21 protein-coding genes are annotated in these 21,243 nt (G+C 68.8%); 10 read left to right on the forward strand and 11 right to left on the reverse strand.

What is annotated here, in order from left to right; translation table 11 throughout:
- Positions 1-42: 42 nt before the first annotated feature.
- The 4 genes from BLV31_RS17800 to BLV31_RS17815 all read left to right on the forward strand — a co-directional run bounded on the left by BLV31_RS17800 (position 43) and on the right by BLV31_RS17815 (position 3,758).
- The gene (locus BLV31_RS17800; protein ID WP_064061224.1) at positions 43-1,209 is read left to right on the forward strand and encodes a hypothetical protein; all 1,167 of its coding nucleotides are present in this window, start codon (positions 43-45) and stop codon (positions 1,207-1,209) included.
- Positions 1,206-1,997 (forward strand): SDR family oxidoreductase, encoded by a 792-nt coding sequence (locus tag BLV31_RS17805; protein ID WP_064061223.1) that lies wholly within the window; start codon positions 1,206-1,208, stop codon positions 1,995-1,997. Before BLV31_RS17800 ends, BLV31_RS17805 begins: the two co-directional genes overlap by 4 nt.
- Before the next feature lie 12 nt (positions 1,998-2,009).
- Positions 2,010-3,158: a sulfotransferase family protein gene (locus tag BLV31_RS17810; RefSeq protein ID WP_064061222.1), complete on the forward strand. Its 1,149-nt coding sequence runs from the start codon at positions 2,010-2,012 to the stop codon at positions 3,156-3,158.
- A gap of 72 nt (positions 3,159-3,230) precedes the next feature.
- Positions 3,231-3,758 (forward strand): MarR family winged helix-turn-helix transcriptional regulator, encoded by a 528-nt coding sequence (locus BLV31_RS17815; protein WP_006552564.1) that lies wholly within the window; start codon positions 3,231-3,233, stop codon positions 3,756-3,758.
- A 76-nt stretch (positions 3,759-3,834) separates the two neighbouring features.
- Here the strand turns inward: BLV31_RS17815 and BLV31_RS17820 are convergent, their stop codons facing one another.
- From BLV31_RS17820 to BLV31_RS17855, 8 genes are all read right to left on the reverse strand, one after another.
- Entirely contained in the window at positions 3,835-4,611 is a 777-nt protein-coding gene (locus BLV31_RS17820) for an enoyl-CoA hydratase (protein ID WP_006552563.1), read from the reverse strand.
- Positions 4,608-5,516, reverse strand: coding sequence for a 3-hydroxyisobutyrate dehydrogenase (gene mmsB / locus BLV31_RS17825; protein WP_006552562.1), 909 nt, complete (start codon positions 5,514-5,516; stop codon positions 4,608-4,610). Before mmsB ends, BLV31_RS17820 begins: the two co-directional genes overlap by 4 nt.
- A complete protein-coding gene (locus BLV31_RS17830; RefSeq protein WP_064061221.1) occupies positions 5,513-6,577 on the reverse strand; it encodes an enoyl-CoA hydratase/isomerase family protein in 1,065 nt (354 codons plus the stop codon). The genes mmsB and BLV31_RS17830 overlap by 4 nt, the downstream gene beginning before the upstream one ends.
- Positions 6,574-7,728, reverse strand: coding sequence for an acyl-CoA dehydrogenase family protein (locus BLV31_RS17835; RefSeq protein WP_064061220.1), 1,155 nt, complete (start codon positions 7,726-7,728; stop codon positions 6,574-6,576). Before BLV31_RS17835 ends, BLV31_RS17830 begins: the two co-directional genes overlap by 4 nt.
- A gap of 11 nt (positions 7,729-7,739) precedes the next feature.
- On the reverse strand, positions 7,740-9,272 hold the full coding sequence (locus tag BLV31_RS17840; protein WP_006552559.1) for a CoA-acylating methylmalonate-semialdehyde dehydrogenase: 1,533 nt from the start codon (positions 9,270-9,272) through the stop codon (positions 7,740-7,742).
- Between the two features lie 176 nt (positions 9,273-9,448).
- Complete coding sequence (locus BLV31_RS17845) at positions 9,449-10,000, reverse strand: DUF1360 domain-containing protein (RefSeq protein ID WP_006552558.1); 552 nt, start codon at positions 9,998-10,000, stop codon at positions 9,449-9,451.
- Between the two features lie 108 nt (positions 10,001-10,108).
- Entirely contained in the window at positions 10,109-10,879 is a 771-nt protein-coding gene (locus BLV31_RS17850) for an SWIM zinc finger family protein (RefSeq protein WP_064061219.1), read from the reverse strand.
- Positions 10,880-13,687 carry a DEAD/DEAH box helicase gene (locus BLV31_RS17855; RefSeq protein ID WP_064061218.1) on the reverse strand — a complete coding sequence of 936 codons (2,808 nt, stop codon included), beginning with the start codon at positions 13,685-13,687 and terminating at the stop codon, positions 10,880-10,882. It lies immediately after the preceding gene.
- A 49-nt stretch (positions 13,688-13,736) separates the two neighbouring features.
- On the opposite strand from BLV31_RS17855, the gene BLV31_RS17860 reads away from it, so the two are divergent.
- From BLV31_RS17860 to BLV31_RS17870, 3 genes are all read left to right on the forward strand, one after another.
- Entirely contained in the window at positions 13,737-14,660 is a 924-nt protein-coding gene (locus BLV31_RS17860) for an NADP-dependent oxidoreductase (protein ID WP_064061217.1), read from the forward strand.
- 70 nt (positions 14,661-14,730) lie between these two features.
- Positions 14,731-15,402, forward strand: coding sequence for an HNH endonuclease family protein (locus tag BLV31_RS17865; protein WP_006552554.1), 672 nt, complete (start codon positions 14,731-14,733; stop codon positions 15,400-15,402).
- Between the two features lie 317 nt (positions 15,403-15,719).
- Complete coding sequence (locus tag BLV31_RS17870; protein WP_064061216.1) at positions 15,720-16,538, forward strand: shikimate 5-dehydrogenase; 819 nt, start codon at positions 15,720-15,722, stop codon at positions 16,536-16,538.
- Positions 16,539-16,628: 90 nt separating this feature from the next.
- On the opposite strand, the gene BLV31_RS17875 is transcribed toward BLV31_RS17870, so the two are convergent.
- Together BLV31_RS17875 and BLV31_RS17880 are read right to left on the reverse strand one after the other, a co-directional pair.
- Entirely contained in the window at positions 16,629-17,003 is a 375-nt protein-coding gene (locus BLV31_RS17875; RefSeq protein WP_139192967.1) for a hypothetical protein, read from the reverse strand.
- The gene (locus tag BLV31_RS17880; protein ID WP_006552551.1) at positions 17,000-17,839 is read right to left on the reverse strand and encodes a sulfurtransferase; all 840 of its coding nucleotides are present in this window, start codon (positions 17,837-17,839) and stop codon (positions 17,000-17,002) included. The genes BLV31_RS17875 and BLV31_RS17880 overlap by 4 nt, the downstream gene beginning before the upstream one ends.
- 184 nt (positions 17,840-18,023) lie before the next feature.
- On the opposite strand from BLV31_RS17880, the gene BLV31_RS17885 reads away from it, so the two are divergent.
- A complete protein-coding gene (locus BLV31_RS17885; RefSeq protein WP_024103679.1) occupies positions 18,024-18,497 on the forward strand; it encodes an acyl-CoA thioesterase in 474 nt (157 codons plus the stop codon).
- A 4-nt stretch (positions 18,498-18,501) separates the two neighbouring features.
- Here the strand turns inward: BLV31_RS17885 and BLV31_RS17890 are convergent, their stop codons facing one another.
- Positions 18,502-18,990: an Lrp/AsnC family transcriptional regulator gene (locus tag BLV31_RS17890; protein ID WP_006552549.1), complete on the reverse strand. Its 489-nt coding sequence runs from the start codon at positions 18,988-18,990 to the stop codon at positions 18,502-18,504.
- A gap of 166 nt (positions 18,991-19,156) precedes the next feature.
- Here BLV31_RS17890 and pdhA point away from each other — a divergent pair, with 166 nt between their 5' ends.
- Together pdhA and BLV31_RS17900 are read left to right on the forward strand one after the other, a co-directional pair.
- A complete protein-coding gene (pdhA, locus tag BLV31_RS17895; protein ID WP_006552548.1) occupies positions 19,157-20,254 on the forward strand; it encodes a pyruvate dehydrogenase (acetyl-transferring) E1 component subunit alpha in 1,098 nt (365 codons plus the stop codon).
- The gene (locus BLV31_RS17900; RefSeq protein ID WP_006552547.1) at positions 20,251-21,234 is read left to right on the forward strand and encodes an alpha-ketoacid dehydrogenase subunit beta; all 984 of its coding nucleotides are present in this window, start codon (positions 20,251-20,253) and stop codon (positions 21,232-21,234) included. The genes pdhA and BLV31_RS17900 overlap by 4 nt, the downstream gene beginning before the upstream one ends.
- Positions 21,235-21,243: the final 9 nt, after the last annotated feature.

Genomic DNA, 21,243 nt, shown 5'->3' on the forward strand with positions numbered 1-21,243 from the left:
AGACTACCGCAGCGGTACATATTTGGACCACAGGAGATCGTAGTGCTCACCGATCCGCTCACCGCGGCGATAGCCGAGGCCGAGAAGCTCGTCGCCACAGCCCCGCACATCCGCACCGAACAGGACCTCGTCGAGGGATACGGATATCTGGCGGGCGGGATCTCGGCGTGCGTCCACGCCACCTTCGCGTACAGCCGATCCCATCCGGTCTTCGTCACCGGCACCGGCCCCTACGCGAAGATGGGCCTCGACAATCCCGACACCCTGTACTGGGGCGCATCGATACGCGACGACGCCGAGTACGTCGTCGCCGGGCGCCGCGGCACGACCTGCGATCTCAGTTTCCAGGTGCTGGCCGGCAACTACACCGACGCCGAGGTGCCCGGCAACGTCACGGCCTTCGACGACCGCGCGTTGACCATCGCCGACGACGGCACCTTCCAGGTGCGGTTCGGACCCGGCCCACGAGACCCGGAACGTAACTACTTCCCGCTCGCGCCCGGCTCGTCGCAGCTCGTGGTCCGCGAGGTCTACAGCGACTGGACGCAGCGCCGCGGCATGCTGAGCATCCACCGGCTCGACAGTCTCGGCACCCCGGCACCCGAACCCACCCACCAGGACGCGGTCACCCGTTACGAACGCGCCGGTCGCGCACTGGTCTCGCGGGTGAAGACCTGGCTGCAGTTCCCCGAGTGGTTCTACCTGAAGCTGCCGGTGAACACGGTCACCGAGCCGCGCCGCACCCCAGGTGGTCTCGACACGCAGTACTCATCCGTCGGGCACTACGAACTCGGCGACGACGAGGCGATGGTCCTGACCCTCCCGGCGAGCGACGCGCCCTATCTGGGCTTCCAGATCGGCAGCCTCTGGTACATCTCCCTGGACTACATCCACCACCAGACCTCCCTGAACAACAGTCAGGCGCAGGTCGATCCCGACGGGATGGTCCGGATCGTGGTCTCGGCCCGCGATCCGGGGCTGACCAACTGGGTCGAGACCCTCGGCCGCAGCCGCGGGATCCTGCAGTTCCGCTGGCAGCGCCTCGATCGCGAACTCACCGCAGCCGACGGCCCGACCGCCGAGGTGGTGCCGTTCGACCGACTCTCCGAGGTCCTGCCCTTCCACGATTCGAACCGCATCACTCCCGAGGCCTGGGCGCAGCGCATCGCGGACCGTCAGCGGGGCGTCGCCGATCGGATGCTCGCATGAGCGCGGCAGCGGGACTGCTCCGCGACCGCGTCGTCGTGATCTCCGGTGTCGGCCCGGGACTGGGGCGCACCCTCGCGCTGCGGTGCGCCGAACACGGCGCCGACGTGGTGCTCGCTGCCCGGACCCGGGAGCGGCTCGAGAAGGTTGCAGCGGAAGTCGAGAGCACGGGCCGCCGGGCCCTGGTCGTGCCCACCGACATCACCGACGACGAGTCCGCCGCCGCCCTTGTCGAGTCTGCGGTCTCGGAGTTCGGTGGTGTCGACGTGCTCGTCAACAACGCGTTCTCCGTTCCGTCGATGAAACTGTTGGCGCGCACCGACTTCCAGCAGATCCGGGACAGCGTGGAGCTCACCGTCCTCGGCGCGCTGCGGCTCACGCAGTTGTTTACCCCCGCCCTCGCCGAGTCGGCCGGCGCGGTGGTCAACATCAATTCGATGGTGCTGCGGCACTCCCAAGAACGTTACGGCAGTTACAAACTCGCGAAGTCGGCGTTGCTGGCGATGTCGCAGTCCCTGGCGACGGAACTCGGACCGCAGGGAATCCGGGTGAACTCCGTTGCACCGGGGTACATCTGGGGGCCGATCCTGCAGGGGTACTTCGAACACCAGGCGGGAAAGTACGGCACCACCGTCGAACAGATCTACGAGCACACCGCCGCCACCTCCGATCTGAAGCGTCTCCCGACAACCGAGGAAATCGCGGATGCGGTGATCTTCCTGGCCTCGCCGATGGCGTCGGCGATCACCGGCCAGTGCCTCGACGTCAACTGCGGCGAATACCACCACTGAACGGGAAAGCACATGAGCGAACGCACCACCGTCGGCACCGTCGAGGATCTGCACGCTTCCGCGACCCGCCTGACGGGCCTGACCGATTTCGGCGACGACGACTACCGTGACGGGCTCGAGGTCCTGCTCGAGTCGTATGCGCGGGACGAGAAGCTCACCCCGCTCGGCAGCAAGATGTCACGGGTCTTCCTGCGCGGCGCCCTCGTGGCGCGGTTGCTGTCGGAATCTGCCTGGTCTGCCCATCCCGAGCACACGGACGTCCCGGTCACCCGGCCGATCTTCGTCACCGGCCTGCCCCGTACCGGCACGACGGCACTGCACCGCCTACTCGCCGCGGATCCCGCCCATCAGGGGCTCGAGATGTGGCTGACCGAGATGCCGCAACCGCGACCTCCTCGCGAGACCTGGGCGGAGAATCCCGTCTTCGCCGGGATCGAGGCCGGATTCGCACAGCACCACGTCGAGCATCCCGAATTCATGGGTGTGCACTACATGTCGGCCGCCGAGGTCGAGGAATGCTGGCAGTTGCTGCGCCAGTCGTTCCGCTCGATCTCCTACGAGTGCCTGGCCCACCTGCCCACCTATTCGCAGTGGCTCGCGGAGCAGGACTGGACCGCGGCCTATGCCCGGCACCGGAGGAATCTGCAGCTCATCGGACTGCCGGACGCCGACAAGCGGTGGGTGCTCAAGAATCCCAGTCATCTGTTCGCACTGGACGAACTGCTCACGGTGTATCCGGACGCGCTCGTCGTCGTCACCCATCGAGATCCGCGCACCGTGATCCCGTCGGTGTGCAGCCTCGCGGCGCAGGCCACAGAGGGATGGTCCGACGCGTTCGCCGGTGAGACGATCGGGCGCAGCCAGCTCGACCTCTGGGCACGGGGTTTCGATCATTTCACCGAGGTGCGCCGCCGGCACGATCCCGCTCGTTTCGTCGACGTGGACTACCGGGATTTCGTCGCCGATCCGCTCGGCACCGTCGGCGGCCTGTACGACCGGTTCGGTCTGCCGTTCACCGCGGAGGCCGAACGCGCGATGGCCGACCTGCACGAAGAAAGCCGCAGCGGGGCAAGGAAACCCGCGCACCGGTACACGCTCGAGGAGTTCGGGCTGAGTGTGGGCGAGGTCGACGAACGTTTCCGCGACTACGCGTACCGCTGAACCCGGCAGGAAAGGCACCGGAAACCGGTGTGCCCTGGCTACCTGCGCGTTCGTCCGTGGGATGATGGAGGCATGCCCGCACCACTCCCCCTCGACCCCATCGCCGAAGCCCACCGCCAGTGGACCGCCCACGGCTGGGGCGAAGTCGCGGACGGCATGGCCGCGGTCACCTCGGTGATGCGGGCACAGCAGATCATGATGGCGCGGGTCGAGGAGGTGCTCAAGCCCTTCGGCCTGACCTTCGCCCGCTACGAACTGCTCACGCTGCTGCATTTCACCAGGTCGGGAGCATTGCCGATGGCGAAGGCCAGCGCGCGCCTGCAGGTGCACCCCACCAGCGTCACCAATGCCGTCGACCGGCTCGAGAAGGCCGGACTGGTCCGGCGTACCCCGCATCCGAGCGATCGACGGGCCACACTCATCGAACTCACCGACGAGGGACGGGCATTGGCGATCCAGGCGACGGAGAAGCTCAACACGGAGGTCTTCGCCCGGCCCGGCATTCCGGAGGAGCACATCGACACACTGCTGCGCATCATCGCGACGATGCGGCACGACGCCGGCGACTTCGACACCGGCGGTGCGCCTTCCAAGTGGTGAGGCGCGAGAGATTGCCGAGAAACGAGGAGGGCCGCCCCGTTCGGGGCGGCCCTTCGTCGTGTACGGGTGGTGCGGATCAGGCGTGCTTGAACTCCGGCGCGCGCTTCTCGACGAAGGCCGCCATGCCTTCCTTCTGGTCGGCGGTGGCGAACGTCGAATGGAACACGCGGCGCTCGAACTTCACGCCCTCGGCCAGCGTCGTCTCGAAGGACCGGTTGACGGCCTCCTTCGCCATGATCGCAACCGGCAGCGACATCGACGCGATGGTCGTCGCCGTCTCGAGCGCCACGTCGAACAGTTCGGCGGCGGGAACGATGCGCGAGACGAGTCCGGCGCGCTCGGCCTCCTCGGCGTCCATGTTGCGGCCGGTCAGACACATGTCCATGGCCTTGGCCTTGCCCACGGCGCGGGTGAGACGCTGCGATCCGCCGATGCCCGGGATGACGCCGAGCTTGATCTCGGGCTGACCGAACTTGGCGGTGTCGGACGCGATGATGAAGTCGCACAGCATCGCCAGCTCGCAACCGCCACCGAGCGCGTAGCCCGACACCGCAGCGACGATCGGCTTGCGGACGGACGAGAGCCGATCCCACTGCGAGAACAGGTCTTCCGCGTAGACCTCGGCGAAGGTCTTCGGAGCCATCTCCTTGATGTCGGCGCCGGCGGCGAACGCCTTCTCCGAGCCGGTGAGCAGGATCGCACCGATCTCGTCGTCCGCGTCGAGTTCCTCGACGGCGGCGACGACCTCACGCATCAACTGGCTGTTGAGGGCGTTGAGCGCCTTCGGCCGATTGAGGGTGACGATGCCGACGCGGCCTTTGCGGTCGAGCAGGATGGTCTCGAAATCGGTCACTGGCTGTCCTTCACGGTCGAGCGGTCTCGGATGTCGGTGATGATGGCGGAGAAGTCGAGTCCTCCACCACCCTCGGTGTTGAAACGATGGTAGAGCTCGGCTGCACGCAGTCCGAGTTCGGCCTCGACACCGTTGGCGCGCACCGCGTTCGCGGCCAGTCCGAGATCCTTGTCCATGAGCGCGGCCGCGAAGCCTGGCGTGTAGTCGTTGTTCGCGGGGGTGGTCGGGACGGGGCCCGGCACCGGGCAGTTGCTCGTCAACGCCCAGCACTGACCGGACGCGTTGGACGCGACGTCGAACAGTGCCTGGTTGTCGAGGCCCAGCTTCTCACCGAGGACGAATGCCTCGCTGATGGCGATCATCGAGATGCCCAGGATCATGTTGTTGCAGATCTTCGCGGCCTGGCCGTTGCCCGACCCGCCGCAGTGGACGATCTTACGTCCCATGGCCTCGAGCAGGGGCTTCGCGGTGGCGAAGTCGTCCTCGCCGCCGCCGACCATGAACGCGAGGGTGCCTGCGGCGGCACCGGCGACACCGCCGGAGACCGGGGCGTCGACGGCACGGTGACCGGCCTTGCGTGCCTTCTCCGCCGCCGCGCGGGCATCGGCGACGTCGATGGTCGAGCTGTCGACGAACAACGTGTTCGCCTCGGCCGCAGGCAGGATCTCGTCGTACAGGTCGAGGACGAGCTTGCCGTTGGGCAGCATGGTGATCACGACCTGGGCGCCGCGCACCGCGTCGGTCGCGGTCTCGGCGACGGTGATGCCGTTCTTCGTGGCCTCTTCCTGCGCAGCGGGAACCGGGTCGTAACCGTTGACTGTGTACCCGGCGCGGACGAGGTTCGCGGCCATCGGCCCACCCATGTGTCCGAGGCCGAGGAAGGCGACGGTGGGAAGTTCACTCATCGGTCGTTCTCCTTGGGAGCGGCGAGCCCGAGTTCGAGATCGCCGAGCGGCTGGAAGTAGGCGTCGACGTCGGCCTCGGTGACATCGGCGAGGGTCGCCGGCGACCACTGCGGGTTGCGGTCCTTGTCGACGACCTGTGCGCGGATGCCCTCGACGAGGTCGTGCGACTTCAGCGAGGCGGTCGAGACCCGGAACTCCTCGTTCAGCACCTCTTCGAGGCTGCCGAGCTGCCGGGCGTGACGCAGCGAGCGGAGGGTCACCTTCAGCGCGACAGGCGATTTCGCGAGCACCTGGCCGGCGGTCTCCCGTGCCTCCGGAACATCGGAAGCCCGAAGGCGTTCGACGATCTCCTCGACGGTGTCGGCGGAGTACGCCGCGTCGATCCATTCGCGCTGCCCGAGCAGCGCCGATTCCGGTGCGGGCTGCGAGTATTCGGCGAGCGCGTCCTCGAGCGGGCCGGATTCGAGTGCGGCGACGAACTTGTCGAGCGAATCGAACGGCAGGTAGTGGTCGGCGAAGCCCAGGGTGACGGCGTCGCCGGCCTTCATCCGTCCGGTGGTCAGCGCGATGTGCGTGCCGATCTCGCCGGGGGTGCGCGAGAGCAGGTAGGTGCCGCCGACGTCGGGAACGAATCCGATTCCGGTCTCGGGCATCGCGATGCTCGAGCGTTCGGTGACGATCCGGACGTTGCCGTGCGCCGAGATCCCGACGCCGCCGCCCATGACGATGCCGTCCATGATCGCGATGTACGGCTTCGGGTAACGACCGATGGCGGCGTTGAGGATGTACTCGTCGCGCCAGAAGTCCTGCGATCCCGTGCCGCCGTCCTTGGCGTCGTGGTAGATCGAGACGATGTCGCCGCCGGCGCACAGGCCGCGCTCACCGGCACCGCGCACCAGCACGGCACGCACCGAATCGTCGTTCTCCCACGCGCTCAGGGCCTTCGACATCTCGAGGACCATGGCGTGGTTGAGGGCGTTGATGGCCTTGGGCCGGTTGAGCGTGATACGGCCGATGCCGTCCTTCACGTCGATGAGGATCTCGGGTTCCTGCCCGGTCATGCCACTCCGTTCTGCGCTGCAGCCACCACGCTCCGCGCGACGACCACCCGCATGATCTCGTTGGTTCCTTCCAGGATCTGATGCACGCGCAGGTCGCGGACGATCTTCTCGATCCCGTACTCGGCAAGGTAACCGTAGCCGCCGTGCAACTGCAGCGCCTCGTTCGCGACCTCGAAACCGGTGTCGGTGGCGAAGCGCTTGGCCATCGCGCACAGCTCCACGACGTCGTCGGCGCCACGGTCGAGAGCGTCGGCGGCACGCCACAGCATCGTGCGTGCGGCCTCGAGTTCGATCCGCATGTCGGCGAGGCGGAACTGCAGCGCCTGCGAGTCGAGCAGCCGCTCGCCGAATGCCTTGCGCTCGGCGAGGTAGGCGACCGCCCGGTCGAGGGCGGTCTGGCCGCCGCCCACCGAGCACGCGGCGATGTTGATGCGGCCGCCGTTGAGGCCGTGCATGGCGATCCGGAAGCCGCCGCCCTCGGTGCCGAGGAGGTTCTCGGCGGGCACGCGGGCGCCGTCGAGGATGACCTGGCGGGTGGGCTGCGCGTTCCAGCCCATCTTCTTCTCGTTGGCGCCGAAGGACAGCCCGGCGGTGTCCTTCGGGACGATGAACGCCGAAATACCGCGGGCGCCGGTATCGCCGGTGCGGGCCATGACCACGTAGACGTCGGACGTGCCGGCCCCGGAGATGAACTGCTTGACTCCGGTGAGCACGTACTCGTCGCCGTCACGAACGGCCTTGGTGCTCAGGGCCGCCGCATCGGATCCGGCGCCCGGCTCGGTGAGGCAGTAGCTCGCGAGGTGCTCCATCGTGCAGAGCTTCGGGATCCACTGCTTGCGCTGGTCGTCGTTGCCGAACTTGTCGATCATCCACGTGACCATGTTGTGGATGGAGATGTAGGCGGCGATGGACGGGCAACCCTTCGCGAGCTCCTCGAAGATGCGGACGGAGTCGAGGCGTCGCAGCCCCGATCCGCCCACGTCCTCGCGGACGTAGATCCCGCCCATGCCCAGTTCGGCGGCCTTGCGCAGCACGTCCACGGGGAAGTGCTTGCTCTGGTCCCATTCGACCGCGTTCGGGGCCAGATATTCGGTGGCGAAGTCCCGGGCGGTGTCGCGGATCGCCCGGTCGTCGTCGGTGAGAACGAACATCGATGGACCGCCTAGTTCATCGTCGGGATGACGAAGTGGTCGGTGTCGGCCACGTGCGCACCCTCGATGTCGCCTTCCTTGACACCGGACGGCCAGCGCTGCGTGACCGTCTTGGTCTTGGTGTAGAAGCGGAAGGCGTCGGGGCCGTGCTGGTTGAGGTCGCCGAAGCCGGAGGCCTTCCAGCCGCCGAAGGTGTAGTACGCGATCGGGACGGGGATCGGGACGTTGATGCCGACCATGCCGACCTCGACGCGGGCCGCGAAGTCGCGGGCGGTGTCGCCGTCGCGGGTGAAGATCGCGACGCCGTTGCCGTACTCGTGCTCGGTGGGCAGGCGCAGGGCGTCCTCGTAGTCGCGCGCACGCACCACGGTGAGCACGGGACCGAAGATCTCCTCCTTGTAGATGGACATCTCGGGGGTGACCTTGTCGAACAGGGTGGCGCCCGAGAAGAAGCCGTTCTCGTGGCCCTCGAGGACGAAGTCGCGGCCGTCGACGACCAGCTCGGCGCCTTCTTCGACGCCCTGGGCGATGTAGCCGTGCACGCGGTCGCGGGCGGCGGCGGTCACGAGCGGACCGAAGTCGGCCTTCTCGTCGAAGCTGGTGCCGATACGCAGTTCGGCGATGCGCTCGGTGAGCTTGGCGACGAGACGATCCGCGGTCTCCTCGCCCACGGGGACGGCGACGGACAGCGCCATGCAGCGCTCACCGGCCGAGCCGTAGGCGGCGCCGACGAGTGCGTCCGCGACCTGGTCGAGGTCGGCGTCGGGCATGACGATCGCGTGGTTCTTCGCACCACCGAAGCACTGTGCGCGCTTGCCGTTCTTCGCGGCCGTCTCGTAGATGTACTGCGCGATGGGAGTCGAGCCGACGAAGCCGATCGCCTTGATGCGCGGGTCGTCGAGCAGGTAGTCGACGGCGCTCTTGTCGCCGTTGACGACGTTGAACACACCGGCGGGCAGGCCGGCCTCGAGGAACAGCTCGGCCAGACGGAGCGGCACCGAGGGGTCGCGCTCGGAAGGCTTGAGCACGAACGCGTTTCCGGCGGCGAGCGCCGGGCCGGCCTTCCACAGCGGGATCATGGCCGGGAAGTTGAACGGGGTGATCCCGGCGACGACGCCGAGGGGCTGACGCATCGAGTACACGTCGATTCCGCCGCCTGCGGACTCGGTGTACTCACCCTTGAGGAGGTGCGGGGCGCCGATCGCGACCTCGATCACCTCGAGGCCGCGCTGGATGTCGCCCTTCGCGTCGGGGACGGTCTTGCCGTGCTCGCTCGACAGCAGGTGGGCGAGCTCGTCCATGTTCTCCTGCACGAGGTACACGAACTTCATGAGGACGCGCACGCGCTTCTGCGGATTCCAGGACGCCCACACCTTCTGCGCCTCGGCGGCGTTGGCGATGACGGCGTCGACCTCGGAGTCGGCCGCGAGCGGCACGCGGGCCTGGACCTCTCCGGTGTTGGGGGCGAAGACGTCGGCGAAGCGGCCGGAGGTGCCGGCGACGTGCTGCCCGCCGACGAAGTGGGTCAATTCTCGAACGCTCATGTCCGATCCCGTCCTTTACTGGTGTGCGATGACGTGGGGTGTGCGATTTCGGCACGAACGGGCCCAGGCCCGAAGTCTTCGCTCATCCTATAGTTGGAAGTCCACGTATGTCTACCGTCACACCGGACCGGATCCGCCGGCACCCTCACGCACGGTCGATGCGCGAGGGGCCGATATCAGCCCTCGGCGATCTGCTGCGCCTTCGCGTACGCCAGGTGCAGGAAGTCGGCTCCGGTCAGCGCCGCGAACGAACCCGCCACCAGACGCGTGAGATTCGGAGCGTAGACGCGGCCGAAGACCATCGCCGTCACCGTCCACAGGTCGAGGCAGAAGGGGCAGGCCAGCAGTTCCCCGACGGCGTGACGGACCCGCGACGACTTGCGGGGCTGCTCCATCACCTCGGCCGGACCACCGGGGCCGTCGAACTTCGTGAACGGTGCGCGGACGGGACTGGTCACCGCCGCCTTGCTCACGATCCGGGAGACCTTGTGGCTCGCGAGCGCGGTCACCACGAGATCGCCGGCATCGGGCTTCGGCATCGGCCGCCCGCGCTTTGCCGCGACGGCGCCGAGCGTGCCGACAGTGGTGAGGTACACGGACATGAGCACCGCATATCCACCGAGGGGTCGATCCTCCCCGTTCCGATAGGTGTCGGCCTCCTGCTGGACCGCATCGACCGCACGTTCGGCGTTCTCCCGCGCTGTCGACGATGCTTCCGGAGTCCGCATGAATCCTCCACTCGTGGCATGTGCTGTCGGTGGCGCGACCGGAGCCGTCACCTTCACGGGCGGCATACCCCAGGGACGGACGACACAACCACCGGCGACCGATCGAGGTCAACGCATGCGGCGGTAGAGATCCTCGAGGTCGATGATCCCCCGGATCACCACGGCTTCGTCGGTTCCGCCGGCCCGCAACGCGCGGCGCAGCAGCATCGGATCGAGGTCCTCGAGCGCGGGACGGAACCGTTCCGTGGGCAGCTCGGACAACTCGGTGTCGTCGCCGTAGAAGTCCCGCGCCGCGGCCACCTCTTCGTAGGCGTCCGCATCGTCGACGCCGCCGATCAGCGTCGCGAGGTCCACCCCGCGCAGGGTCAGGACCGCGAACGGTTGGTCGTCGACGTGTTCTGCGAGCAGGTAGGCGACGGCCGCGGCGTGCTTGCAGGGCCACCCGTCGTCGGGGCAGGTGCAGTCGAAGTCGAGTTCACCCGAGCGTCGCGGGAGGAGGGCCGATCCGAGTTCCTCGGGAAGGATGCCCGCCGCAAGTCGCGTCAGCATGCCCGGCGACGAGCGGACGAGCGAGACGAGGTCTCCCACCGCCTCCTCGTCGAGCGTGCGCACCCGCACCGCCGAGGTGAAAGGGGTGAGTTGACTGCCCTGCACGTCGCCGACGGCCGCTCCGGGTTCGAGCCGCATGGAGATCACCTGGCCGGCGCGTGCATACGCACGGCCCCGCGTCAGTCGCCCCTTCTCGGCGACCTCCTCCATCGCCGAGATCAGTTCCTTCGACCACCAGCTGCGGCCGATCGAGCCCCGCTTGGTGCGCGCCTCGATGCCGCCGTCGATCCGGCGGGCCGTGCCGTAGCGGCGTACGTTGCCCCGTGCCATCTAGTCCCCCACCGCGTCGTCGCCGAGGGTGAGCAGGGAGTGCAGCTGATCGGTGGACAGCTCGGTGATCCAGTTCTCCCCTGCCCCGACCACAATCTCGGCCAGTTCCTGCTTGCCGGTAAGCATCTCGTCGATACGTTCCTCCACCGTTCCCACACAGACGAGCTTGCGGACCTGGACGTCGCGACGCTGCCCGATCCGGAACGCACGGTCGGTGGCCTGGTTCTCCACCGCCGGATTCCACCACCGGTCGAGGTGCACGACGTGGTTGGCGGCGGTGAGGTTCAGTCCGGTGCCGCCCGCCTTGAGCGAGAGCACCATGATCGGCGGTCCGCCCTCGCTCTGGAAGCCGTCGACCATCGCGTCGCGCCGGCCCTTGGACACTCCCCCGTGCAGGAAGGGCACCGTCGTGGCGAACCGCTCCTCGAGATAGGGCACGACGAGCTCACCGAACTCGCGGAACTGCGTGAACAGCAACACCTTCTCGCCGTCGGCCAGCACCGACTCGACAATGTCCTCGACCAGGCCGAGTTTGCCCGAGCGGTGCCGTCCGCGACGCAGGACGGGCGAGCCGTCGCCCAGATAGTGCGCGGGGTGGTTGCACACCTGCTTGAGCCGGGTCAGCGCCGCGAGCACCGCGCCCTTGCGGGCCATGCCCTCCTTGTCCCGGATCCGGCGCATCATGTCGTCCACGACGGCCCGATACAGGGCGGCCTGCTCGGCCGTGAGGTTGGCGCGCACGGTCTGCTCGAACTTCTCGGGCAGATCGGAGATCACGTCGGGGTCGGTCTTGACGCGGCGCATCACGAACGGTGCGGACAACGCCCGCAACCGCGCCGCAGCGACGGCGTCGTGGTCGCGCTCGATCGGCACCGCGAAGCGGGCCCGGAAGGACGCCGCGGTGCCGAGCAGGGACGGATTCGCGAAGTCCAGGATCGCGCGCAGTTCCTCGAGCCGGTTCTCCACCGGTGTGCCGGTGAGCGCGATCCGGTGCGCCGCGGGCACGGCGCGCGTGGCGCGGGACTGCGCGGTCGCGGTGTTCTTCACGTGCTGGGCCTCGTCGAGGACCACGCGTTGCCAGGTCAGCGTCGCGAGCTGCGCGACGTCGCGGGCGGCGATGGCGTACGTCGTCACCACGAGATCGTGGTCGGCGGCAGCGGCGGCGAGCGCCGGTCCGCTCAGCCGCTGGGCGCCGTGGTGGACGTGCACCCGCAGGTCGGGCACGAACCGTTCGGCCTCACGCTGCCAGTTGCCCACCACCGACATCGGGCAGACCAGCAGGGTCGGGGCGTTCCGCAGGCCCGACTCTCGTTCATGGGCGAGCAGCGCGAGCACCTGGATGGTCTTGCCCAGGCCCATGTCGTCGGCGAGCACGGCGCCGAGACCGAGCCGGCTCATGAACGCGAGCCAGTCGAGGCCGCGCTGCTGGTAGGGACGCAGTTCGGCGTTCAATCCCGCCGGCACGGGGACAGGCTCGGGGTGCGCCTGCCCGTCGAGCAGCATCTCGACCCAGCCGGAGGCGGAGATCTCGGTGACCTCCGCGGGCGGAGCATCGTCGCCGGTGAACTGGGCGAACAACGACCCGAGGGTCGCATCCTCGGCGGAATGCGCGGTGACGTACCGGGCCGCGCGGGCCAGCGCCTCGGCATCGGCCCGCACCCATTTGCCGCGCAGTTTGACCAGGTCGCTGTTGGCCGCGACGAGCTCTTCCATCTCCGACGGGGTGAGCAGCATGTCGCCGACGGCGAGCTGCCATTCGTACGAGACGATCGCGTTCATCCCGACGACGCTGTCGTCGGCGCTCACGGGGGCGACGGGTGACTCGACCTGCAGACGCAGGGACGGATCGACCCGGGTCCAAGCGCGCGGTAGCAGCACCGCGATGCCTGCGGCGTCGAGCTCCCGGGCGCCGTGCTCGACGAGATCGACGACGACCGGGGTGGGCAGCAGAAGGTCGAGACTGTCGGGATCGCGGGGCACGTCCTGCAGGCGGGGATAGGCCTGGAGCGCGGTCCCGAGCTTGCGCACGCCGATCTGGAGCAGGTGCGGGTCGGTGTCCTCGACGGGCAGCGGCGTCGGGGACTGTCCCTCCGGACGCAGGCACACCTCGAGCCGCCAGATGGAGTCGGCTCCGACCCCGTCGTCGACGTCGTCCGGTTCGACGAGGCGCAGCACGAGGTCGGGTTCGTATCCGGCGAGGCTGGCGCGCCATTCCTCGAGCGCATCGGCCATGCGCTGGGTGCCACGGGGATGGGGACTGCCCTCGGCCAGCGCAGCGACGAGGGGGTGCAGCGAGGTCGACGAGCCGTGGAGGGTGCGCACGATGGGGTCGGTCAGTTCGCGGCACAGATCGTCGAGGAGATCGACGGGCCGTCCGAGCTGTCGTTGCGCGGGAGACATCGCGGCCGCGAGTTCGGCGGACCAGGCCCGCGTCTTCTCGCCGCCGAGCAGGCGCCACCGCGCCCACCACTGCTTCTCGACACGCACGAGCTCCGGTGCGACGCGGCCGGCCTGCGCCCACCTCTCGATGCCACGGGCGACGTGCGCGAGATATCGCAGATCGCCGCCGACACCCCCGGGACGCCGCGGCATGTCCAGCAGAAGCTCGGCTGCGTCCGCCGGTGCGACCGCGACGGCGGGCAGCGTGCTCGGCTCGGTCTCCGTAGGGAAGGTGAGGGTGACGCGATGGCGGAACGGGCGGTCGATCCACCGGCGCAGCGCAGACGGCAGCGCGTCGGGATCGGGCTCTGCGGCGGGGTCCCACCACAGCATCAGGCCGGATCCCGGTGACCACAGCCCGTGCAACATGCCCACTATCGTGCCAGCCGCACCCGACCCCGATGGCAGGCTGGGTCCCATGGCACGCGCATACGGCTTCGTGGAGTACGGCGGTCCGGAGACACAGCAGCTGTTCGACACCCCCGTCCCACCGCCCGGTCCGGGGCAGCTCCTCGTGGCAGTCCGGGCCGCGGGCGTGAACCCCGCCGACTGGAAGGTGCGGTCCGGACGGCGCACAGGCAGCGTCACGGTGCACTTCCCGGCGGTCCTCGGCCGGGAGGTCGCCGGTGTGGTGGAGGCCGCCGGTCCGGACACCGGCTTCCGGCCGGGCGACGCCGTCTTCGGGGCCGCCGCGGAGGGCTACGGCGGCTACGCCGAGTACACCCTCGTCGACGCGCGGGCTGCTGCGCTCGTGCCCGAGTCGGTGCCGTTCGAGGTGGCGGCGACCCTTCCGGTCGCGGCCGGAACGGCCTTCGACATCGTCGAGTCTCTCGAGATCGTCGATGCGGACACCGTCCTCGTCCTGGGTGCCGGTGGTGGTGTCGGGTCGGCGACGACGCAGCTCGCGCACAACGCCGGGGCCGCCGTCCTCGGTGTGGCGAGTGCGGGGAAACGGGATCTCGTCGAATCGTGCGGCGGTCTGTGGATCGAGTCCGGTGACGGGTTCGACGCGCGGGTCGCGGCCACCGCGGAACGGTGCGGGGCGGTGACCGCGGTCGTCGACCTCGTCGGTGGCGACGTGCTCGAGCGGGCGGTCGCGCTGACGCGGGCACCGGAACGGGTCGTGAGTGTCGCCGATCCGGCACGCGCGGAGGAGCTGGGCGGTTCGGGAATCACGCGGCGACGGACCCGGGAGGTGTTCGAGCAGGTCGTGGCGCTCGTCGAGCGTGGTGTTCTGACGCCGCGCGTCGAGCGGACCTTTCCGCTCACCGAGGCCGGGGCTGCGCTGGAACTCGTCGAGTCCGGGCACGTCGGCGGGAAGATCGTCGTCACCGTGCCCTGAAGATCCTGTCGGCAGGGCATGTCAGGATCGCCGCGTGCGTGGGGGGAACGCGACGTGGTGGGTGGCGGCAGTGGTGGTCGCGGTGGCGGTGTCCTGGTTGTGGGACCGCACCGCGCCGGGGTCCGGGACGGTGCCGGGCAGCCCCACCCGAGCCGAGGTGCATCTCCTGCTCGAGCAGGTGACGGTGGTCGATCAGCGCCGGAAGGTTCCCGGCTATCAGCGGGGCTGCGGCGCGGGCGAGCGATGCGTGTTCGGTCCGGCCTGGTCCGACGACCATCCCGGGGCCGGTGGGCACGACGGTTGCGATACCCGCAACAACGTCCTCGCGCGCGACCTCACCTCCCCCACCTTCCGGGCCGGCACCGACGACTGTGTCGTGACGAGTGGGGTCCTGAACGATCCGTACACCGGTGCGCGCGTGGAGTTCCGGCGTGCCGAGGCGAACGCCGTGCACATCGATCACATCTATCCGCTCGCCGCGGCCTGGGATCTCGGTGCCGCCGCATGGCCCGCCGAACGTCGACTCCGGTTCGCGAACGACATCACCTACAACCTCGTCGCTGTCGACGGGCAGGCCAACCTCGACAAGCGCGACGGCACGCCGGCCCAGTGGCTGCCACCGGCTCCCGGTTACCGCTGCTGGTTCGCCGGCCGGTACCTGACCGTGGCGGTGCGCTACGCGTTGCCGATCACGGTCGACGACCACCGTGCCTTGGTGGGCGCGGCGGAGTCGTGCCCGTGACATCATCGCGACCAGCAGTCTCCCCGCCTGGCAGATGCCGTTGACGGCGGAGATGACGAGGGCGGCGAGGTCGGGATCGGAATCGACCAGTCGCACCGCACGTTCGGGTCCGCAGTACATCGCCGGGGTGAACGCGTTGCGCGCTGCGGGCCGGTCGATGATGCACCAGACGATCGCGCCTTCCCGTTCGAATCTCAGTCCTCCTGCACCCAGATCGTCTCCCTTGCATCGGGCAGTATCTTGCTCTTTGTTGTGAGAACAACGTGCTCTCCTGAGAAAATCGCTGTTTCCGAACATGTAGGGTCTACGGTGAGCAAATGCTCGAGCGCATCTCCAAGGACACCCGGCTGTGCATCTCGATGTCCGGCCGTCCCAGCAACATCGGCACCCGGTTCCACAACCATCTCTACGAGGAACTCGGCCTCGACTTCGTCTACAAGGCGTTCGCGCCCGCGAACATCGAGGACGCCGTGGCGGGGATACGCGGCCTGGGCATCCGCGGCGCCGGGGTGTCGATGCCGTTCAAGGAAGCCGTGCTGCCCCTCGTCGACGTGCTGCACGATTCGGCGCGGGCCATCGAGTCCGTGAACACGATCGTCAACGACGACGGCGTCCTGCACGCTTACAACACCGACTACCAGGCGGTGAGCGATCTGCTCGTCGAGCACGGCGTCGATTCCGCCCTGCCCGTCACGGTGGTGGGCAGCGGCGGCATGGCGAAGGCGGTGACAGCGGCGCTGCGCCACAACGGATTCACCGACGGAACGATCGTCGCGCGCAACGGGGACACCGGACGACCGCTCGCACGCAAGTACGGCTACGAATGGCGCGCCGACACGAGCGACGTCGCACCCGGGCTGATCGTCAACGCCACTCCGATCGGGATGGCGGGCGGCGCCGAAGCGGACGACCTGCCACTGCCCCACGACTTCGTGGCCGCAGCGTCGAGGGTCTTCGACGTCGTGGCCGTCCCGCCGGACACCCCACTCGTCCGATTCGCCCGCGAGCACGACATCCCTGTGATCACGGGCGACGAGGTCATCGCGCTGCAGGCGGCACTGCAGTTCGAGCTCTACACGGGAGTGACCCCGACGCGCGAGCAGGTGCGCCGCGCGTCGGAGTACTCCCGTTCCTGAACGGTCGGGACGGAGGAGGACTCGGCCGTCAGACGATATGGCCCTGTTCGAGACCGTCGAGCACCACGGCGGCGGCATCGACCGCGACGGTCATCTCGACGCGGGTGATGTCGTGCGTGGCGGGGGTTCTGCAGATCGAAGTTGTTGACCCACGCGGCCGTTCGCGCCGACTGGAACACGAACGTGGTGGTCACGGTGTCGCCCCCCCAGGTCGCCGACGAACCAGCCGGTGAAGAACGGGCCGAGGTCGACGCCGTAGGTCGCCTCGCACTCGCCGGCGATCACCGGTGCGGCCTCGACGAGGTGGGCGACGATCGCTCCGAGCAGGGTCGCCAGGACTGCAGCACCTACCGTGGCAGCTGTCCCATTCACGACCGGTGGTCCCGCCTCCGGAGTGCAGTTCTCGTCGGCGATGTTGCGAATCGTCGACGAGAACTGCGCATCGGCCGGCGGGTCGCCGCTCAACTGCCGGTGGCGACCTCCCGCTTCGGATCCGCCGACCACTGCGACCACGAACCCGGATACAGCGCGGCGTCGATGCCCGCGATCTCGAGTGCGGCGATCTCGTGTGCGGCGTTGATTCCCGATCCGCAGTACACGGCGACGTCGGTGCGCTTCACGCCCAGCGTCGAGAAGCGGTGCGCGATCTGATCCGCGGGCAGGAACGACCCGTCCTGACGGAGGTTCTCGGTGGTCGGCGCGCTGACTGCGCCGGGGATGTGGCCCGCCCGGCGATCCACCGGCTCCTCGTCGCCGCGGTACCGCGCGTGGGCGCGCGCATCGAGCAGAACTCCGTGGGTGGCGTAGGTCGCGGCCTCGTCGGGACCGATGGTGGGCATGTGGCCGGGGCTCAACGTCACGTTGCCGGGCTTCTTCTCGCCGCCCGGTCCTGCGGCGAGAGGGTGCCCGCCGGCGATCCACGCCTGCAGTCCGCCGTCGAGCAATCGCACCTCGGAGTGCCCCGCCCAGCGCAACAGCCACCACGCGCGGGCCGCGGCGAGATCGCCGCTGTCGTCGTATGCGACGACGAGAGCACCGTCGTCGATCCCCCACCGGCGTGCGATGGCCTGGAAACGGTCGATGTCGGGCAGCGGATGACGACCGAGCTCGGGTGCGGGCGGATCGGCGAGATCCTCGTCCAGGTCGACGTAGACCGCTCCGCTGATGTGCCCCTCGTGGAATCGGTCCCGTCCGTGTCTGTCGCCGAGTGCCCAGCGGACGTCGAGTATCACCGGCGACCGGCCCTGCTCGATCATCTCGGCGAGTTCGACGGTGGAGAGAAGAACGGGGGTATCGGACATGACCCGATCCTGACACGAACGGCACACGCCGTTCCGGCTTTGGGGCGACACGCCGTGCGTGCCGGGACGACCCCGGCGGGCGGACACGCCCTGTGCACGTCCGATTCGGGGGTTTTGCGTCTCGGTTCGGGATTGGCGTGGGGGTTGGTCTGATTTGACGTGCGGAGAGCACTATCGTCGAGACGTGAGCAACCGCCAACCGACGAGCCCAGCCGCCCCGCCTGAGCCGGAGCAGTTCCCGGTGTTGTGGCCCATGCAGACGCGTTGGGCCGACAACGACCATTACGGCCACGTCAACAACGTCACGTACTACTCGTACTTCGACTCGGCGGTCAACGGGTGGCTCATCTCCACCACCGGTGTCGACATCCGCGAACTCGACGCGATCGGGGTCGTGGCCGAGACCTCCTGCCGCTATCTCGCCGAGCTGTCCTTCCCCGACCGCCTGCAGGTCGGACTGGCGGTCGAACGTCTGGGCACACAGTCGATCACCTATTCGCTCGCAATCTTCCGGGAGGCCGACGACACCCTGATCCCGGCGGCGACCGGCCGGTTCGTCCACGTCTACGTCGATCCGCAGACGCGCCGCCCCGTCCCGATCCCCGATCAGATCCGCAAGGCCGCCGCCCAGCTGGCCACCCCGAACGCGGGCCGCTAGTGCTCTAGGTCGCCTCGTCTCCGCTGCGCCCGGCGGCCCGGGCCAGCAGCGGCGCCGTGCGCTGCGGGACGAGGTCCTGCATGACCAGCGACATGTCCGTGCGTTCGACGCCGCGGATCTTCAGGATCCGGCCCGCGAGCCGATAGAGGTCGTCGGCGTCACGGGCGACCACCTTCACCGACAGGTCGATCTGCCCGGTCAGCCCGTAGACCTCGGTGACCTCGGGGATCTGTGCGAGTTCGTCGACGACCTCGTCGAGACGGTGCTGATCGACGCGGGTGGCCACGTAGGCGGCGAGCGGATAACCCAGGCTGACGGGGTCCACCCGCCGGTCGAACGAGGCGAGCACGCCCTCGGCCTCCCATCGGGCAAGGCGCGCCTGGACGGTGTTGCGGGACAACCCGAGACGCTGCGCCAGCTCGACTCCCGTGGCCCGCGGTGTGCGCGTGAGTTCGAGCAGCAGACGCGCATCGGTGGCATCCAGACTGGTCATTCTTCGCAGTCTGCCAGCTCGGAGCACCCCGAAACCGTGCTTTCTGCACGGTTGCAGGCTGATCGATTGCGCACGCGCGATTTGCCCGGATGATGTGATGTACGGCACACATCATCCGGTCGGGCCTCACGAGGGCACGCCGGATCCGCACCGACGAGGTGATCCGATGGTTGTACCGACCGCCTATCCGGTCCAGTTGATCCAACCCGACGGGCGACGCGTCCTCGACACCGAGTACGGCCCACTCGTCGCCGACGTCGGCCCCGACGAACTGCGCGGGCTCTACCGCGACATGGTCGTCGCGCGACGCGTCGACGCTGAGGCGACGGCTCTCCAACGGCAGGGTGAGCTCGGCCTCTGGGCGCCGCTCCAGGGCCAGGAGGCCGCGCAGGTCGGCTCCGCCCGGGCACTCGCGCCCGACGACTACGTCTTCACCAGCTACCGCGAGCACGCCGTCGCATTGTGCCGCGGCGTCGACCCCGCCGACATGACCCGCCTGTGGCGTGGGTGCGGCCTGTCCGGATGGGATCCGCAGACGGTCGCCACCACCAACCCGGCCATCGTCGTCGGAGCCCAGGGCCTGCACGCCACCGGTTACGCGATGGGCGCGAAGCTCGACGGAGCCGAGATCGCCACCGTCGTGTACTTCGGCGACGGCGCCACGAGCCAGGGCGACCTCTCGGAGGCCATGGTCTTCTCGGTCAGCTGGGGTGTCGGCGTGGTGTTCATCTGCCAGAACAACCACTGGGCGATCAGCGTGCCCACCCACGTGCAGAGTCCGGTCCCCCTCGCCCGGCGCGCCGCCGGATTCGGGATGCCGGCCGTGCAGGTCGACGGCAACGACGTCCTCGCAGTCCTGGCGGTGACCCGGCGTGCCGTCCGGCATGCCCGCGAGGGTGCCGGTCCGTTCTTCATCGAGGCACTCACCTACCGCATGGGCCCGCACACGACCTCCGACGACCCCACCCGCTACCGCACACCCGCCGATCTCGAGGAGTGGCAGGCACGCGACCCCATCGATCGGTTGCGACGACTGCTCGAACGCGAAGGGCACGCCGACGACGACTTCTTCGACGAGGTCCGGACCACTGCCGACGATGCCGCGATGCGGCTCCGGCGCGGCACGCTCGGGATGCCCGACCCCGAACCCGCCGCCCTGTTCGACCACGTCTACGCCACCGAGCATCCGCTCGTCGAACAGGAACGCGCGGACTACGCCGAATATCTGGCGAGTTTCGGCCCCACGGAGGAGGCGCGACGATGACCACCACGACGATGACCCTCGGCGGTGCCCTCAACGCCGGACTCCGCCGCGCACTCGAACGCGACCCCAAGGTCGTCATCATGGGTGAAGACGTCGGCACCCTCGGCGGCGTCTTCCGCATCACCGACACCCTGCAGAAGGATTTCGGTGAAGGTCGTGTGATCGACACTCCCCTCGCCGAATCCGGGATCGTGGGAACGGCGTTCGGGATGGCGCTGCGCGGCTACCGACCCGTGTGCGAGATCCAGTTCGACGGCTTCGTCTATCCGGCCTTCGACCAGATCGTCTCGCAGGTCGCGAAGATCCACTACCGCACGGCCGGTGCCGTGGTGGCCCCGCTCACCGTCCGGATCCCCTACGGCGGCGGCATCGGTGCGGTCGAACATCATTCGGAATCACCGGAGGTGTACTTCACCCACACCGCGGGTCTGCGGGTCGTGAGCCCGAGTACCCCGTCCGATGCGTACTCGATGATCCAGCAGGCCGTCGCGCTCGACGACCCGGTGATCTTCCTCGAACCGAAGCACCGCTACTGGGAACGCGGTGAGATCGACACGGAGACCGCACCCGACCTGCCGCTCACGTCCGCGCGGGTCGTCCGGTCCGGTTCGGACGCGACGATCGTGACCTTCGGTGCGCTGGTCGCTACCGCGCTACGCGCAGCCGACATCGCCGAAGCGGAAGGACATTCGCTCGAGGTCGTCGATCTGAGGTCGCTGTCCCCCATCGACTTCGACACGATCGAGGCGTCGGTGCGGCGAACCGGCCGGCTCGTCGTCGTGCAGGAGGCGCCGGTCTTCTGCGGCATCGGGGCGGAGATCGCCGCCCGCACGACCGAGCGGTGCTTCTACCAGCTCGAGGCACCGGTCCTGCGGGTCGGCGGATTCGACATCCCCTATCCCCCGGCCAAACTCGAATCCCACCACCGTCCCGACCCGGATCGCATCCTCGACGCGGTCGACCGCGCACTCGCAGCGTGAGGCGCACCG

The organism is Rhodococcus pyridinivorans, from assembly GCF_900105195.1.
In the GTDB taxonomy this organism is placed as follows: domain Bacteria; phylum Actinomycetota; class Actinomycetes; order Mycobacteriales; family Mycobacteriaceae; genus Rhodococcus; species Rhodococcus pyridinivorans.